Consider the following 14,766-nt stretch of genomic DNA (forward strand, 5'->3'; position numbering starts at 1 on the left):
TTCGCAGGTTGAACCAGATGCAGTATCACAACAAACCCTATGATCAGCTCAACATCGGGGACACGGCCGAACTGAAGCGTCTGTGCACCGAGGATGACTTTTATGCCTTCGCCGCGAATTCGGGCAATCACAACCCGCTGCACCTGGCCCATGAGGACGGGGATGGAGACGACCGGCCCGAGGCGGTGGCGCCATCGCTGTTCGTTGGCGCGCTGATCTCGGCGGTTCTGGGAAACATCCTTCCCGGGGCCGGGACGCTTTACAAATCGCAACAGTTCGACTTCGTGGGCCGTGCCATGGCCGGGGACGAGCTTTTGGCGCGCGTGGTCGTTACGGAAAAGCGTGCAAACCGCGAGGTGGTCCTGGATACCACCGTCACCCGATGCAGGGATGATGCGGTCATCGTCAGCGGCAAAGCCGTGGTAATAGCGCCGGACCGCGCCCTGTCGTTCCGCGAAATCGAGGTTCCCGGCCTGATCGTTCAGCGGCACCGTCACTTCGACGCGTTGCTGGAGAAATCCCGGCCGCTGGATCCCATCCCGACCGCCGTCGTCGCGCCGGAGGACCCGAACTCGCTGGGCGGCGCGATCCTGGCTGCGCGGGAAACGATCATTGAGCCGATACTTGTCGGTCGCCCGGACCTGATCGGGCAGGCGGCGCAGGAACTGGGCGAAAAGCTGGATGGTTTCGAGATTGTCGCCGCGGAAGAGCACAGCGAAGCCGCCCGCATCGCCGTCGACCTTGTGGTCGAAGGCCGGGCCGGGGCGCTGATGAAGGGGCATCTGCACACCGATGATCTGCTGAGGGCCGCATTGCGGAAGGATCAGGGATTGCGCGCGGGCCGGCGCTTTACCCATGTTTTCGTCATGGACGTGCCCGGGCAACCGCACCCGCTGCTGGTGACTGACGCCGCGATCAATATCGAGCCCGATCTGCAAACCAAGATCGACATTACCCAGAACGCGATTGATCTGGCGATCTCGATCGGGATGGAAACGCCCAAGGTCGGCGTTCTGTCGGCGGTCGAGACGGTGAACCCGGCCATTCGGTCCTCGATCGACGCGGCGTTGCTGTCCAAAATGGCTGAACGGGGCCAGATCATAGGAGGCTTGGTCGACGGTCCGCTGGCCATGGACAATGCGGTCAGCATGGCCGCAGCACGGATCAAGGGGATCGTCTCGCCAGTGGCCGGACAGGCCGACATACTTGTGGTTCCAAACCTGGATGCGGGCAACATGCTGGCCAAACAGCTGACATATATCGCCAACGCCGAAGCGGCAGGGGTGGTTCTGGGGGCGAAGGTGCCGATCATCCTGAACAGCCGCGCGGATGACGACAAGGCGCGTTTGGCATCCTGCGCCGTGGCTGCCCTGCACGCCGCCCGCATTGCCGGGGGGCGGTCATGAGCCATGTCATCACGCTGAACGCAGGCTCGTCGTCTATGAAGTTCGGGCTGTTTTCGTTGCCATCCGATGACCCGGTTGCAATCTGCACCGGAATCGTCGACCGCATTGGCGCCGCGGGCGCGACCATCCGCGCCAAAACGTCGGATGGCCGCACGTTGGGCGGTGATGTGGCAGACGGGATTGCCGATCATCACGAGGCCCTGAACCATGTTCTGGACCTGATCGTCCAGCAATTTCCCGCGGCCAATATTGCAGCCGTCGGCCACCGCATCGTTCATGGTGGTCCTGACCATGATCACCCGATCTTGCTGACGCCGGAAAGTCTTGCGGCGCTGGACAAACTCTCGCCCTTCGCACCATTGCATCAACCTTATAACCTCAGCGGCGTTCGCGCCTCGGTCGAGCGGTTCCCCGATGCGGTGCAGGTTGCCTGTTTCGACACCGCCTTTCACCGCAGTCACCCCTGGGTCAACGATACGTTTGCCTTGCCGACCGAGTATTATGACAAGGGCGTTCGCCGCTATGGGTTTCACGGCCTCAGCTACGAATACATCTCGGGCCATCTGGCCAAGACCGCGCCGCTGCTGCATGGCGGTCGGGTCATCGTGGCGCATCTGGGCAACGGCGCGTCGATGTGCGGTATGATCCACGGCCGCTCGGTCGGGTCCAGCATGGGGTTCTCGGCCATAGACGGTCTGCCTATGGGAACCCGATGCGGCCAATTGGATCCCGGTGTCGTCCTCTACCTCATGGACCAGAAGGGCATGAGCGTGGATGAGATCACCGAACTTCTGTATCGCAAATCCGGTCTGCTGGGTCTGTCCGGTCTGTCCAGCGACATGCGCACGCTGGAAAAGTCCGACAGCGGCAGCGCGCGCCGGGCCATCAGCTATTTCAATTTCCGTGCGCGGCGTGAACTCGGTGCCCTTGCGGCTGTGCTGGGCGGGCTGGATGCGGTGGTGTTCACGGGTGGGATCGGCGAGAATTCTGCGCTAGTGCGCGAAAGGATTTGCGTCAACATGGGGTGGTTGGGGATTGAACTGGACCATGATGCCAATACGGACCACGCCCGGATCATCTCGACACCGCTGTCCCGGGTTCAGGTCATGGTCATCCCCACCAACGAGGAACTGGTGATCGCCCGTGCGGCTGCTCGTTTCGTCTATCCGCACATGTACGAGACGCTATTGGACAAAGCGAGCCCAGCCGCGCCGCCCCCGGCCGATGGTTCGGGGCCTGAGTGATCAGGCGCTGGACGTCAGCGAAGGATTTTCGGCGAATTTTTCGAAAAAATGGCTCTCTACGGGAAACCCCCAATTTCGGGCATAGGTGGGCTGGGCTATTGTCTGATCAACCAAGGTCAAACTTGGCCTACCACTTTCCCCGAAGAGGGGCTGGCTACCTACCCCCTCAGCCGGCCCCTCAAAAACCCCCAAAAAAGTTGAATCCCTTGACAGCCAAAGCCTTAGAGCCCGGTACCAGATAAGCCCGTGATGCGCATTGCCAGGTTAGGGAGGCGCGCAAAGTCGTCGAAGCTGGCCAAATGGGGAAGTTCCGAGACCGGCGACTTTCGATACCCTTCCGAATACAGAATAAATGGGACTTGGGCACGTTGGGCGGTTTCTGCGTCCACTTCGCTGTCGCCCACAAAGACCCGCGCGTCGTTTGTGCCCAGTGCCTCGAACGTGGCGGTCAGGTGGGCGGGGTCGGGTTTGCGGGATTTCACTGTATCTCCGCCGATCACCACGTCGAAGAACTGCGCCAGCTCCAGAACCTCAAGGATATGCTGCGCGGGCGCTTCCGGTTTGTTGGTGCAGACCCCTAGCGCGATATTTGCAGCCCGCAGTCGTCGCAGAGCGTCTTTGACACCTGGATAAGGCCTGGTGATCGCACTTGATGCCTGGCTGTAATGGTTCAGCGTGACCTGTGTCAGTTCGGAATGGCGCTCAATGCTCAGTCCGCAGTGGAGGATCACGCGCTCAACCAGTTTTGGCAGACCATTGCCGACGAATCCCCGGATCGTTTCTTCGGGCAGGGGCGCATAGCCCTGATCGGCCAGCATCCGGTTCGCTGCTGCCGCAATGTCGGCCAGGCTGTCCACCAGCGTGCCATCCAGATCAAACACGATTGCCGCCGTCATCTCCGCTCCCGTCTCTAAGTGCCGAGACCCGGCCTAACGGGCCTGCCGCAAGGGCGCAATGGTTCGGTGTGCGAATAGCAGGAAACCGGCACTTGACATACCTTAGTATTTTTATCAGATTAAGCATGGAGACACGCAGCCAACCCGGTTCCGGGCCAGCCAGATCCATGAAAGTTGAACGGAAAAGGCGCTTTGCCTGAACACAACCGGAGATGACCCGATGAACGCGCAGAACCCGAATCCGACCCAAGCCTATGCCGTTTCGATGCTGCCGGCCCACAAGGCCGAGGACCTGACGCAGGGCGGCAACCTGGCCCATATCGAACTGGGCGACCAGCTGTATACCCTGCGCATCACCCGCGCGGGTAAATTGATCCTGACAAAATGAGCGGCGCATCGACCCGGGGCGGCGCCCCGGTCGGACGGCTGGCCGATCTGACCCCGATCGAGGCTGGCGCCGTCATGTACCTGCGGATGTGGAGTGACGGGGCCGCCGGCCGTGCCGACGCCGCACATGACTTCGACATCGCGCTGGGCGCCGATCATGGGCAGCTGGCCATGCTGGCGCTGGATCGTCTGTGCAGCCTGTGCGCCCATCACGCCCGCCGCCCCTTGATCCGGCACGGGCTGGGCTGCGCCTGTCTGGGCGCGGACGAAAGCTGTTTCGCGCAGATGATCGCCGCGGCCTCGGAAGGGGCGCGCGAGGATGCGATGATGCTGGCCGCCTTGATCGTACGCCCCGATTTCGCGCCCGCGCTGGCGTCACTGTCCGAAGAGTTCGGGCTGGCCCTGCGGCGCATGACCTCCGCCGTTCCACTGCCGACCACCGGCCATCAGACCCCCTCGGCCGTGCTGCACTGACAGCGCGGTTCAGTGCCCTGGCCGAATTCGGCCGGGGCGTTTCTCAGCAGCAGCCGCACCCGTCATGGTGATGGCTGTGGTCGCACACCGGGGCAGGGGCATAGTCGCCCACCTCGGCCAACACAGACCGCAGCGCCCACAGGATCATGTCCACATCTTCGGCCTCGATGGTCAAAGGTGGGCGGATCTTCAGGATGTTGTCCTTCGGCCCCTCGCTGCCGATCAGGATGCGGTGGTCCCGCATCCGGTTCTTGACGTACCGGCAGATCTCGGTGCCTTCCGAGCCGTCGGGGTTGATCAGTTCGACCCCAAGAAACAGGCCCATCCCCCGCACGTCGCCCACGCAGGCGAACTCGGCTTCGATCGCGCGCAGACCATCCATCAGCCGTGCGCCCATCACGCGGGCATTCTCCTGCAGGCCCTCGTCATCGACGATGTCCAGCACCTCCTTGCCGATCCGGCAGGACAGGGTCGAGCCGCCGAAGGTCGAGAAGAACTCGATCCCGTTGTCGAAACTGTCGGCGATATCGCGCGTGGTGACCAGCACGCCCAGGGGGTGGCCGTTGCCGATGGGTTTGCCCAGAACCACGATATCAGGGGACGCGCCCTGATGTTCGAAGCCGAAATAGTACTCGCCCAGCCGGCCCAGGCCCGTCTGCACCTCGTCGGCGATGCAGACGCCGCCGGCGGCGCGGATCTTTTCGTAAACCGCTGGCAGATAGCCTTTTGGCGGGATGATCTGACCCCCGACCGAGGGGAAGGTCTCGGCGATGAACCCCGCGACCCCGTGCCCCTTGCGCTGCAGAGCGGCAATCGCGTCGTCGACCAGGTCGGCATATTTCTGCGCGCGGTCGGGGTCGTCACGTTTGAACCGGCCGCGATAATCGTCGGCCACCTCGACCAGTTCGACCCAATCGGCCTGGCCCACGCCGCTGGGCTTGTTGAACTTGTAGGCGGAAATGGCCACCGCCGCATTGGTGTTGCCGTGATAGCCGTGATCGGGCGTCACCATGCCCTTGGCCCCGCTATGCGCCCGCGCCAGGCGCAGGGCCAGCTCGTTGGCCTCGGTGCCCGAGTTGACGAAGAAGCACACCTGCAGGTGATCGGGCAGTTTCGACAGCAGCTTGTCGGCAAATTCCACCTGCGCGGGGTGCAGATAGCGGGTGTTGGAGTTCATCCGCTTCAACTGATCCGCCGCCACGGCCTGAATGCGCGGATGCGCGTGCCCCACATGCGGAACGTTGTTGTAGGCATCCAGATAGGGCCGCCCCCATTCGTCGAACAGGTGATGCTTCCAGCCACGCACCAGCATGACCGGGTCGTCATAGGTCAGCGACAGGTTGCCGCCGAAATGGTCGCGCCGTTTGTTCAGGATCTCGGCCTTGTCGGTCGGGCGATAAAAGACCTTCTCGTCCGGCAGGTTCAGCAGGGCCGCCGGGTTCGGGCAGACCGCGTGCCACAGGTCCAGCTCGTCCGGGTCGGCGACGCCCGGCCAGTCGGCCTGCATGCCGTCCGTGGTCAGGGCCAGCTGGAAATGCACATGCGGTGCCCAGCCGCCGTTCTGGCCAGCATCGCCCAGCCGGGCGAATGTCGCCCCCTGCGCCACCGGATCGCCCGGTTTCAGCCGGTCACAGACCTCAGGGTCCAGATGCCCGTACAGCGTATAGAACGCGTCACCTTCGGGGGTTTCGTGATGCAGGATTACCACGCCGCCATAGTCCAGATGGTTCGCCCGGTTCTCGACCGCCTCGACCCGCCCGCTCAGCGGCGCCATCAAAGGCGTCCCCGCCGGCGCGAACACATCCACCGCCAAATGCACCGTGCGCCGGTCCGACGCCTTCCACGGACCCTTGCGGAACGCAGGCTCGGCATAGATCAAGCGCGGTTCGTTGTAATAGCCCAGCCACGGGCCCGCACCGAACTCCGCGCCAACCCGCGCGGCCTCGTCCAGCGGCATGTGAAACGGGTTCTGCGGCCAGGTCGAATTTTCGACCGACAGCGAACCCATCGGAACGTCCGCCAGATCCTGCCCCAACAGCTGCGCAAACTGACCACGATGCTCGGCCAAGTATGCGTGTATGCGCTCGGCCCCGTCGGTGACGTGCAGCCCGCAGGCCGCCCGCAGCCGCGCGGGCATCATCTTGCCATTGACCGATGCGTCCTTCAGAAAGCGCCAGGCCGGTGCCTGGCTGATCGTCACATACGGGTCGTCCGGGTTTTCTGCGGCCATCAGCGTGGAGTTGACGACCGACACGGCCAGCCGCATCCGCAGCAGAGGCCAGAGCAAATCCACCTCCTGCGGGCGCAGCCGGTTTGCGGCGTGATAGCCCCGCACCAGCGCGGCCAGTGCCCGTTCAGGGCGGGGGTGATCCAGCACCACATACGCCCCAGCGATCGCCAGTTCGCACACCCGCGGCGCGGCGCACATGTCGCCCAAATCGATGAGGCCCGAAACCTGCCGGCGCTCCGACAGCTCTCCTTCGACCAGGATGTTGTAGTCATTCACGTCATTGTGGATGGCCTGCCGGGGCAGCTCGGCCAGCATGTCCGCGACGGCATCGAACTGTGCACAAATCTCGCGCAGAAGGGCCGCGCGATCGGGGTCGGCAACCGCATCCAGCTTGTCAGCGATCCAGCCGGCCTGGGTCAGGTCCCATTTGAACTCCGGCCGCTCCAGGCCGGGATGCGAAAACCGCTCCAGCGCCCGATCGGTCGCCCCCAATACCCGGCCCAGTTTCAGGATCAGGTCCTCGGATTTCGGCACCGTCTTGGCATAGCACCGGCCCGGCAGCCGCTCCAACAGCCACGCCAGACGAGGCCGTCCCGCGTCGTCGTCGATCTGCAGCAGCAAACCGCCGTCCAGACCGGGGATGACCTTGGGAAACGGTAGCCCCGGGGCCTCGGCCGCGATATGCTCCAACGCCTTGATCTGCAGATCCACCAACTGCGAGTCACACCCGGCCCGCATGACCTTCAGAACATAATCCTGCCCATTGGTGGCTTGCACCAGGAAATTCAGGTCATACTCGCCATCCAGCCGCGAGAGCCGCGCGTCCAGCCCCCAGACCCGCCGCAGCGCGGCCGCCCAAAACTCACTGACATCATTCATTCGAACTTCCGCCCCGTGCGCGCCGGGGCCCTCTTCATCTGGCTGAATATATCCTCGGGGGGAATCGCGCCCGGGCGCGATGGGGGGCAGACAGCCCCCAACTTACCCCATGGCCCGCAGGCGTTTGATCAGTGACGAAGTGTCCCAGCGGGCGCCGCCCATCTTCTGCACATCCTTGTAGAACTGATCGACCAGCGCGGTCACCGGCAGCGATGCTCCGGTCTCGTCCGCCGTGTCCAGGCAGATGCCAAGGTCCTTGCGCATCCAGTCCACAGCAAAGCCGTGGTCGAAATGGTCATCCAGCATGGTCTCGTAACGGTTCGACATCTGCCAGCTTCCGGCGGCCCCCTGGCTGATTACCTCGACCACCGCGCGCCCGTCCAGCCCGGCCTTCTCGGCGAAATGCAGCGCTTCGCTCAGGCCCTGCACCAGCCCTGCGATGGCGATCTGATTGCACATCTTGGTCATCTGGCCCGCGCCGCTGTCTCCAATGCGGCGGCAGATCTTGGCATAAATCTGCATCACCGGCTCGGCCCGGTCATAGGCAGCCTGATCGCCGCCGCACATGATCGACAGAACCCCGTTCTCGGCCCCGGCCTGACCGCCCGAGATCGGCGCATCGACAAAAGAGATCCCGCGCGCCTTTGCCGCCGCATACAGCTCGCGCGTGACCTTGGCCGAAACGGTGGTGTGGTCAACGAAAACCGAGCCTTCCGCCATGCCGCCGAACGCGCCATCCTCGCCGGTGCAGACCATGCGCAGATCGTCGTCGTTGCCGACGCAGGCCATCACGAACTCGGCCCCCTCGGCGGCACCGCGCGGCGTGGTCGCCATCTGGCCACCATGCTGCGACACCCATTTCTCCGCCTTGGCCGCGGTGCGGTTGTAGACGGTCACCTCATGCCCGGCCGCCTGCAGATGCCCGGCCATCGGATAGCCCATGACGCCCAGGCCAAGGAATGCAACTTTCGCCATTTTCGAGATCCTCCCTGTGACCGGTCCGGGACATGAAACGCCCACTGGCCGGAATGCTTGCCAGAGACAAAGCAAAGCCGCGGCCAAAGGGCAACCCCGCACCGGGAAACGGGCCGCAAATAATGGCCGCGCGTCACGCGCCGCTGATATTGCGCTCCATCAGGCGCTGGTACAGGCCTGGGGCCAGCCGGTTCAGCCACCAGGCCAGCCGCGCCACCCGGCCCACCGGGATGACGGGCCGCCCGCGATCCAGCCCTTGCAGGATCACGCGGGCGGCCGCCTCGGGGGTCATCTCGTCCATGCCGTCGCTGGCCGATCCGGGGCGTGCGGTGCCATCGGGCTGCCGCTCGGCCCGGCCCGGGTTGGTCGCCACGAATGAGGGCGCCGCGATATGCACCCGCACGCCATGGGGCCGTTCTTCGGACCGCAGCGATTTGAAGAAACCGTCCAGCGCGTGTTTCGAGGCCGCATAAGCCGTGCGGTGATACAGGGGCGCAAATCCCGCCACCGACGAGATCGCCAGATGCGCCCCGCGCGACCGGCGCAGCGCGGGCAGAAAGGCGCGGGCCATCGAGACGGCCGCGAAATAGTTGATCTCGAACACCTTGCGGTGGCTGGTGTCGTCGGACTGATCGAACCCGCAGATCTGGGTGATCCCAGCGTTGTAGACAACCAGATCGATGCTGTCGCAATGCGCAAGCGTATCGTTCACGGCACGCGCCAGTTGCGCCGGATCGGTCAGATCGCAGGCAATCGCCATCTGCGTAGCGGTGTCCTGCACCCCATCCACCTTCAGATCCAGCAGGACCACGCGCCATCCACGCTCTTGCAGCGCGGCCGAGAGCGCCTGACCCAGCCCGCCGGCCCCGCCCGAGATCACTGCGGTTTTCATAGGCCCACACTCCTTTTCCAAAGGTCGAACACCTCGGCGCTGGTCTTCTGCGGGACATAGCCGAACACGGTCTTCAGCGCCGTATTGTCCAGAACCGGTCGGTATTGCAGGAACCGCACCTGTTCAGGTCCATAGCGCGACAGGCCCAGAGGGCGGGCCACGGCCAGCGCCGCCTTGAGCGCCCACGCCGGCAGGCGCAGCACGGGTTTGTCCAGCGCGCGAGCCAGATCGTCGACGCCCAGCGCGCCGTCCCCGGCCACGTTGTACACCCCGGGCGGCCCATCGGTGGCTGCGCGTTTCAGGATGCGGGCCAGATCGCGGGTCCAGATGAACACGAAGGGGCTGTCGCTGCCCGCCACCGCCAGCAGGCGGGGTTTGCGGAACAGGGCGGTGATCTGGTTGTCGGTGCCGTCGCCCAGCACCGTGCCCACCCGCAGCACCACCTGCTCCAGCTGCGGCGCGGCGGTTCGGGCCTCGGCCAGCAATTCCTCGACCTGCCGCTTGTGGTCGGAATAGGGAAACTCGGGGTTGCCGCGCACCGGATCGGTTTCGCGCAGCGGCACCGGGTTGTCCGCGTGATAGCCATAGGCCGCTCCCGACGAGGTGACGACCAGCCGCCGCACGCCATGGGCCAGCGCGGCATCGACCAAGTTGCGCGTGCCCCCCACATCCACCGCATGGGCCTCGGCCCGCGACATGCCGGGCGGAGGCGTGACGATCGAGGCCAGATGCACGACCACCTCGGGCTTCACCTTGGCGATCACCCGGGCCGGGTCGCCCGTGGTGACATCCATGCGTAGAAACGGAACCTCGTCCGGCAGCATGTCCGGGCGGCGCAGGTCGGTGGCAAACACCTCATGGTCGCTCAGCTCGTTCAGCAGGGCGCGGCCGACCAGCCCCGCAGCGCCGGTGATCAGAATGCGGGTCATCGGGCAGCCTCGGTCCGGGCCATCAACTGCGCCAGAGCCAGCCCCGAGATGGCATGCCAGATCCCCCAGAAGGCGGCCACCACGGCCATGCCGCCCAAGCCGTTGAAAAAGGCGAAGATCAGCACCAGTCCAAGGCCCGAATTCTGGATGCCGGTCTCGATCGTGATTGCACGCCGGTCAAAGGGGGACAGCCGGGTCAGAGTGGCCACAACCCAACCGCCCCCCAGTGCCAGTGCGTTGTGAAGGATCACAAGCCCGGCGACCGCCCCGGCGTAGCCTAGGAAGAAACTCCAGTTGGCCGCCAGGGCGAGCACGATGAAAGCCACGAAAATGGCCATGGACAGGATCTGCAGCGGCCCGCGCAGCCGCGCCGTCAGGGCGGGGCGCTTCTGGTTCAGGGTCACCCCCAGAACCAGCGGCAGGATCAGCATCAGCCCGACGATGATGGCGATTTGCACCGGGTCGATCTGGGTCTGCTGCAGAATGGCGCGGGTCGGCGGATACAGCCCGCCCCACAGCGCGATGTTGAACGGGGTCATCACGATGGCCCCGATGGTGGCGAAGGCGGTCATCGACACCGAAAGCGCCGCGTTTCCGCCCGCCCGATGGGTGATGAAATTCGAGATGTTGCCCCCCGGGCAGGCCGCGACCAGGATCAGCCCCAAGGCGATCGACGGGCGCGGCTCGGTCAGCCAGACCAGCAGGAAGGTCAGCGCCGGCAGCACCAGGAATTGCGAGGCCAGTCCCACCACCACTGGCTTGGGCGCGCGCCGCAGCCGGTCGAAGTCGCGTGGCGACAGGTCGATGGCGATCGAGAACATCACGATCGCCAGAATCGCGTTCAGCAGGGTCAGCGAGCCGGGGCTGAAATTCAGCGTGATCTCGTCGATGCCGGTCATGCGCGGGCTTTCCGGAACCGCGCGATCCAATCCGTCACCGCCTTGCGATAGGTCGCCTTGTCGACGTAATAGGCCATGCGGGGCAGGTTCAGGTACTGCATGCCTCCGGTGGCGCGCTGATAGTCTTCTTGTTTTTCCGCCTTCAGCGCCGCGGCCACGGGGCAGCCGGACTGAAGACCCTTGATATAGCGCGCCACCATTTCGGCCTGCTCGTGGCGACCTTGCCAGCCCAGCCCGGTGGCCTCGATCATGCCCAGCACGAACAGGTCGTCGCGTTCGGGATGCATGGCGTTCAGGTACAGATGCGGCGCGTCGCCCTGCCAGTTCAGCAGGTTGGGGTCGATGAACGGGTAATGCAGCTTGTACCCGGTCGCGGCCAGGATCATGTCATAGTCGCTGGCGCTGCCGTCCTTGAAGTGAACGGTGCGGCCCTCGATCCGGTCGATATCGGGGCGAATGCGCAGGTCGCCGTGGCCTGCGTGGTACAGGACCAGCGAATTCACCACCGGGTGGCTTTCGTACAGTTTGTAGTCAGGCTTGGGAAAGCCGTATTTCTGCGGGTCGCCCACGAACCAGCGCAGGATCAGCCCGTCGATCCGGCGCTTTAGCCACATGGGCAGGCGGATCATCCCGCCCAGCGTGTCGGCGGGTTTGCCAAAGACGTATTTCGGCACGAAATAGTATCCGCGCCGCATCGAAAGGTCGCACTGCGCGGCGTGATGGATGGCGTCCACCGCAATGTCGCACCCGGAATTGCCCGCGCCCACGACCAGCACCCGCTTGCCGTCGAACTGGCTGGGATAGCGGTACTGCGAGGCGTGGATCAACTCGCCGTCGAACTTGCCGGGAAAATCGGGCATGTTGGGCTCCGACAGGGTACCGTTCGCGATCAGCACCCCGGCAAACTCACCGCTATGCGTTCCCTGGTCGTCCCGCCAGGTCAGCCGCCAACCATCGCCCGGCGCACCCAGCGGCGACGCGTCGATCACCTCGGCATTGAACCTGTAGTGATCGCGCAGTCCGAAATGATCGGCAAAGGCCCGAAAATAGTCGCGCATCTGCCGGTGCGACGGGTATTCGGCCACGTCGTCGCCCATCGGAAAATCGGCAAATTCGGTCATCGTCTTGGACGAGATCAGATGCGCGGATTCGTACATGGTCGACCGCGGCGCATCGATATCCCACAACCCGCCCACATCGGAATGCAGCTCGAACCCCTGGAACGGGATGCCCTGTTCCTTCAGCACCTTGGCCGCCGCCAGCCCCATCGGACCTGCGCCGATCAAGGCACATGCCTTGCGCGCTTGTGTCATGAACCCTCCCCTGCTCGTGGCGCTTAACTTGAACGATCGTCCAAAATAAGGCAAGATGAAAAACATGAGCGCGAAATACATTGAAAAACAAAGGCAAAGGGCGCCGTCGGCCCGATCGCTGGAAACCAAGGCGCGGATTCTGGACGCGGCCGAGGCGCTGTTTGCCGAACGGGGATTCGAGGGCGCCTCGATCCGCGACATCGCCACGCGCGCCGGGGTTCAGGTGGGGCTGGTTCACCACCATGGCGGCGGCAAGGAAGAGCTGTTCTTCCAGACCGTCGCACGCCGCGCCGACGAACTGGCGCAGATCCGGACGCAGGCGCTGGAGGAACGGCGCACGCAGGGCCCGCTGACCTTGCGGGGCATTCTGGACTGTTTCATCCGCCCCTATGTCAGTCTTGCCGAATCCGGCGGCCCGGGCTGGATGGCCTACGGGCGGCTGGTGGCGCATGTGTCGGTCGATCCGCGCTGGCGCCATATTGCGGCCGAGTGTTTCGACCCCACCGCTCAGCTCTTCATCCGTGAGATCGCCGCACTGTATCCGCAGGCCGACCCGGCGCTTTTGGCCACTGGCCAGGTCTATTCGGTCTCAGCGATGCTGGCGCATCTCAACAGCGCCTGGCGGGTGCAGGCACTGTCACAGGGGGGCGATCTGTCCGGGATCGACCAATTGGTTGAATTCTGCGCCGCGGGGATCGAGGCAATGGTGCACTCGGGCCGCGCTCGGCTCAGTCGATAGCGCGGGCGGTGCCCGAGACGCGCGGGGATTCAAGATCTCGGTCCTCAATTGTCAGTTTGTCGGCAGCTTGGGTGAAGACTCGGGCTTTGGTTGCGCCTTGGATTCTGTGTAGGGGGTGAGCACGGGATAAGCGCTCTGCATCGCTTCGATGGTCTGTGCCCGGAACTGGGTCTGAAACGGGTCGGGCTCGGCGGCGCGCACGGCCTCGGGCGAGAGGTAGAAGCCGACGGTCACGACCGAAACGGCAAAGACCGATCCGGCGGTCAGGGTGGCGAGGGTGTTGGTAATCGCGCGTAGCATGGCATTGATACTCCTGTTGCTGACGGGTTCGGGGTCTTGGGGGTGGCTCAGGCCTTTCGGGCCAGGGCCTGCTTCAGTTGGTCGTTCTCGGCCTGCAGCTGGGCCAATTGGCGGCCAAGCGCGTTCAGATGCGGGCGCAGCTCGGCCTCGGTGAAGCGAGGGGTGATGTGGCGCGGGCAGTTCCAGTCCAGCGCCGCGACATGGATGATCGCCGCGCGTTCGGCCTCGGCCGCGTCAGGGAAAAGGTCGCGCGCGGCCTCGGCCCCTTCGCGAAAGTCCACGCGGCCCAGGATCTTGAGCCTGCGCTGGTTGGCATAGTCCATAAGGATCAGCGCGATCCGGTCATTGCCGTCCAGATTCCCGCGCGAGATATACTGTTTGTTGCCCGTGAAATCGGCATAGCCGATGGTCCGGTCGTCCAGCACCTTCAGAAACCCGGCCGGGCCGCCGCGATACTGGACATAGGGCCATCCGGTCTCGGACACGGTGGATTGATAGAACCCGTCGCGCGCCTCGATGAAGGCCTGCTCGGTGGGGCCGATCAGGTGACCCTGCTGCGGGCCGCCGTTGATGAACTTGGAATAAGAGGCGGCTGACCCCATCCGCTCTTGATGGGCGCGGACGCCGGGGGTGAAGGTCAGTTCGGAAAAGGCGCGGGGCATGCGGGTGACTCCTTTCACAGGTTCAGGTCGGACAGGCCGGGATGGTCGGTGGGCCGCGGCCCCAGGGGCCAGTGAAACAGGCGCTGGGCTTCGGTGATCGGCAGATCGTTCAACGATGTATGTCGCTGGGACATCCGGCCATCGGCGGCGAACTCCCAGTTCTCGTTACCGTAGGAGCGGAACCACTGGCCGCTGTCGTCATGCCACTCATAGGCATAGCGCACCGCGATGCGGTTCCCGTCACAGGCCCACAGCTCCTTGATCAGGCGATAGTCCAGTTCCGTGCGCCATTTGCGGGTCAGAAAGGCGTGGATCTGGGCGTGGCCGGTCAGGAACTCGGACCGGTTCCGCCACTGGCTGTCCTCGGTATAGGCCGGGGTCACGATGTCGGGGTTGCGGCTGTTCCAGGCGTCTTCGGCCTTGCGAACCTTTTCGATGGCGGTCTGCGTCGTGAACGGGGGCAGGGGAGGGCGCGGCATGGTCAGGGCCTTCAGGCGAGGGTGGCGGCCAGTAGGGCCACGGTCAGAAGGAAGGGAACATA

The 14,766-nt window shown here is 64.5% G+C and carries 15 protein-coding genes; 5 read left to right on the forward strand and 10 right to left on the reverse strand.

The genetic code is table 11. The features are described 5' to 3' along the window. Window positions 1–17: 17 nt before the first annotated feature. Complete coding sequence (locus tag ACR0LD_RS00095) at window positions 18–1,406, forward strand: bifunctional enoyl-CoA hydratase/phosphate acetyltransferase (protein ID WP_170401398.1); 1,389 nt, start codon at window positions 18–20, stop codon at window positions 1,404–1,406. Then, on the forward strand, window positions 1,403–2,650 hold the full coding sequence (locus tag ACR0LD_RS00100; RefSeq protein ID WP_480635147.1) for an acetate/propionate family kinase: 1,248 nt from the start codon (window positions 1,403–1,405) through the stop codon (window positions 2,648–2,650). The genes ACR0LD_RS00095 and ACR0LD_RS00100 overlap by 4 nt, the downstream gene beginning before the upstream one ends. A gap of 221 nt (window positions 2,651–2,871) precedes the next feature. Here the strand turns inward: ACR0LD_RS00100 and gph are convergent, their stop codons facing one another. Then, on the reverse strand, window positions 2,872–3,546 hold the full coding sequence (gene gph, locus ACR0LD_RS00105) for a phosphoglycolate phosphatase (protein ID WP_480635149.1): 675 nt from the start codon (window positions 3,544–3,546) through the stop codon (window positions 2,872–2,874). 220 nt (window positions 3,547–3,766) lie between these two features. On the opposite strand from gph, the gene hemP reads away from it, so the two are divergent. Together hemP and ACR0LD_RS00115 are read left to right on the forward strand one after the other, a co-directional pair. Next, on the forward strand, window positions 3,767–3,934 hold the full coding sequence (gene hemP, locus ACR0LD_RS00110; RefSeq protein ID WP_005978533.1) for a hemin uptake protein HemP: 168 nt from the start codon (window positions 3,767–3,769) through the stop codon (window positions 3,932–3,934). Further along, the gene (locus ACR0LD_RS00115; RefSeq protein WP_170337651.1) at window positions 3,931–4,407 is read left to right on the forward strand and encodes a hypothetical protein; all 477 of its coding nucleotides are present in this window, start codon (window positions 3,931–3,933) and stop codon (window positions 4,405–4,407) included. The genes hemP and ACR0LD_RS00115 overlap by 4 nt, the downstream gene beginning before the upstream one ends. 43 nt (window positions 4,408–4,450) lie before the next feature. Here ACR0LD_RS00115 and ACR0LD_RS00120 read toward each other — a convergent pair whose 3' ends face one another. From ACR0LD_RS00120 to ACR0LD_RS00145, 6 genes are all read right to left on the reverse strand, one after another. Then, the gene (locus tag ACR0LD_RS00120; RefSeq protein ID WP_480635151.1) at window positions 4,451–7,516 is read right to left on the reverse strand and encodes an aminotransferase class III-fold pyridoxal phosphate-dependent enzyme; all 3,066 of its coding nucleotides are present in this window, start codon (window positions 7,514–7,516) and stop codon (window positions 4,451–4,453) included. A 102-nt stretch (window positions 7,517–7,618) separates the two neighbouring features. Continuing rightward, window positions 7,619–8,491 carry an NAD(P)-dependent oxidoreductase gene (locus ACR0LD_RS00125; RefSeq protein WP_480635153.1) on the reverse strand — a complete coding sequence of 291 codons (873 nt, stop codon included), beginning with the start codon at window positions 8,489–8,491 and terminating at the stop codon, window positions 7,619–7,621. A 133-nt stretch (window positions 8,492–8,624) separates the two neighbouring features. Further along, window positions 8,625–9,383, reverse strand: coding sequence for an SDR family NAD(P)-dependent oxidoreductase (locus tag ACR0LD_RS00130; protein ID WP_480635155.1), 759 nt, complete (start codon window positions 9,381–9,383; stop codon window positions 8,625–8,627). Then, window positions 9,380–10,312, reverse strand: coding sequence for an SDR family oxidoreductase (locus ACR0LD_RS00135; protein ID WP_480635156.1), 933 nt, complete (start codon window positions 10,310–10,312; stop codon window positions 9,380–9,382). The genes ACR0LD_RS00130 and ACR0LD_RS00135 overlap by 4 nt, the downstream gene beginning before the upstream one ends. Further along, on the reverse strand, window positions 10,309–11,211 hold the full coding sequence (locus ACR0LD_RS00140; RefSeq protein ID WP_170443686.1) for a bile acid:sodium symporter family protein: 903 nt from the start codon (window positions 11,209–11,211) through the stop codon (window positions 10,309–10,311). The genes ACR0LD_RS00135 and ACR0LD_RS00140 overlap by 4 nt, the downstream gene beginning before the upstream one ends. Continuing rightward, on the reverse strand, window positions 11,208–12,524 hold the full coding sequence (locus tag ACR0LD_RS00145) for a flavin-containing monooxygenase (RefSeq protein WP_480635158.1): 1,317 nt from the start codon (window positions 12,522–12,524) through the stop codon (window positions 11,208–11,210). Before ACR0LD_RS00145 ends, ACR0LD_RS00140 begins: the two co-directional genes overlap by 4 nt. A gap of 64 nt (window positions 12,525–12,588) precedes the next feature. Here ACR0LD_RS00145 and ACR0LD_RS00150 point away from each other — a divergent pair, with 64 nt between their 5' ends. Continuing rightward, complete coding sequence (locus ACR0LD_RS00150; protein WP_480635160.1) at window positions 12,589–13,263, forward strand: TetR/AcrR family transcriptional regulator; 675 nt, start codon at window positions 12,589–12,591, stop codon at window positions 13,261–13,263. Between the two features lie 51 nt (window positions 13,264–13,314). On the opposite strand, the gene ACR0LD_RS00155 is transcribed toward ACR0LD_RS00150, so the two are convergent. From ACR0LD_RS00155 to ACR0LD_RS00165, 3 genes are read right to left on the reverse strand one after another with little or no spacing between them, the layout of a single operon-like run. Next, window positions 13,315–13,563 (reverse strand): hypothetical protein, encoded by a 249-nt coding sequence (locus ACR0LD_RS00155; protein WP_174819685.1) that lies wholly within the window; start codon window positions 13,561–13,563, stop codon window positions 13,315–13,317. Window positions 13,564–13,610: 47 nt separating this feature from the next. Further along, on the reverse strand, window positions 13,611–14,225 hold the full coding sequence (locus ACR0LD_RS00160; protein WP_480635162.1) for a pyridoxamine 5'-phosphate oxidase family protein: 615 nt from the start codon (window positions 14,223–14,225) through the stop codon (window positions 13,611–13,613). A gap of 14 nt (window positions 14,226–14,239) precedes the next feature. After that, window positions 14,240–14,704 (reverse strand): nuclear transport factor 2 family protein, encoded by a 465-nt coding sequence (locus ACR0LD_RS00165; protein ID WP_480635164.1) that lies wholly within the window; start codon window positions 14,702–14,704, stop codon window positions 14,240–14,242. Window positions 14,705–14,766 lie beyond the last annotated feature (62 nt).

The organism is Ruegeria sp. BF8, from assembly GCF_056538625.1.

Excerpts from the sequence above, each read along its gene's own strand:
- ACR0LD_RS00095 (WP_170401398.1), top strand. The coding sequence starts at position 18 with ATGCAGTATCACAACAAACCCTATGATCAGCTCAACATCGGGGACACG.
- ACR0LD_RS00100 (WP_480635147.1), top strand. The coding sequence starts at position 1,403 with ATGAGCCATGTCATCACGCTGAACGCAGGCTCGTCGTCTATGAAGTTC.
- gph (WP_480635149.1), bottom strand. The coding sequence starts at position 3,546 with ATGACGGCGGCAATCGTGTTTGATCTGGATGGCACGCTGGTGGACAGC.
- hemP (WP_005978533.1), top strand. The coding sequence starts at position 3,767 with ATGAACGCGCAGAACCCGAATCCGACCCAAGCCTATGCCGTTTCGATG.
- ACR0LD_RS00115 (WP_170337651.1), top strand. The coding sequence starts at position 3,931 with ATGAGCGGCGCATCGACCCGGGGCGGCGCCCCGGTCGGACGGCTGGCC.
- ACR0LD_RS00120 (WP_480635151.1), bottom strand. The coding sequence starts at position 7,516 with ATGAATGATGTCAGTGAGTTTTGGGCGGCCGCGCTGCGGCGGGTCTGG.
- ACR0LD_RS00125 (WP_480635153.1), bottom strand. The coding sequence starts at position 8,491 with ATGGCGAAAGTTGCATTCCTTGGCCTGGGCGTCATGGGCTATCCGATG.
- ACR0LD_RS00130 (WP_480635155.1), bottom strand. The coding sequence starts at position 9,383 with ATGAAAACCGCAGTGATCTCGGGCGGGGCCGGCGGGCTGGGTCAGGCG.
- ACR0LD_RS00135 (WP_480635156.1), bottom strand. The coding sequence starts at position 10,312 with ATGACCCGCATTCTGATCACCGGCGCTGCGGGGCTGGTCGGCCGCGCC.
- ACR0LD_RS00140 (WP_170443686.1), bottom strand. The coding sequence starts at position 11,211 with ATGACCGGCATCGACGAGATCACGCTGAATTTCAGCCCCGGCTCGCTG.
- ACR0LD_RS00145 (WP_480635158.1), bottom strand. The coding sequence starts at position 12,524 with ATGACACAAGCGCGCAAGGCATGTGCCTTGATCGGCGCAGGTCCGATG.
- ACR0LD_RS00150 (WP_480635160.1), top strand. The coding sequence starts at position 12,589 with ATGAGCGCGAAATACATTGAAAAACAAAGGCAAAGGGCGCCGTCGGCC.
- ACR0LD_RS00155 (WP_174819685.1), bottom strand. The coding sequence starts at position 13,563 with ATGCTACGCGCGATTACCAACACCCTCGCCACCCTGACCGCCGGATCG.
- ACR0LD_RS00160 (WP_480635162.1), bottom strand. The coding sequence starts at position 14,225 with ATGCCCCGCGCCTTTTCCGAACTGACCTTCACCCCCGGCGTCCGCGCC.
- ACR0LD_RS00165 (WP_480635164.1), bottom strand. The coding sequence starts at position 14,704 with ATGCCGCGCCCTCCCCTGCCCCCGTTCACGACGCAGACCGCCATCGAA.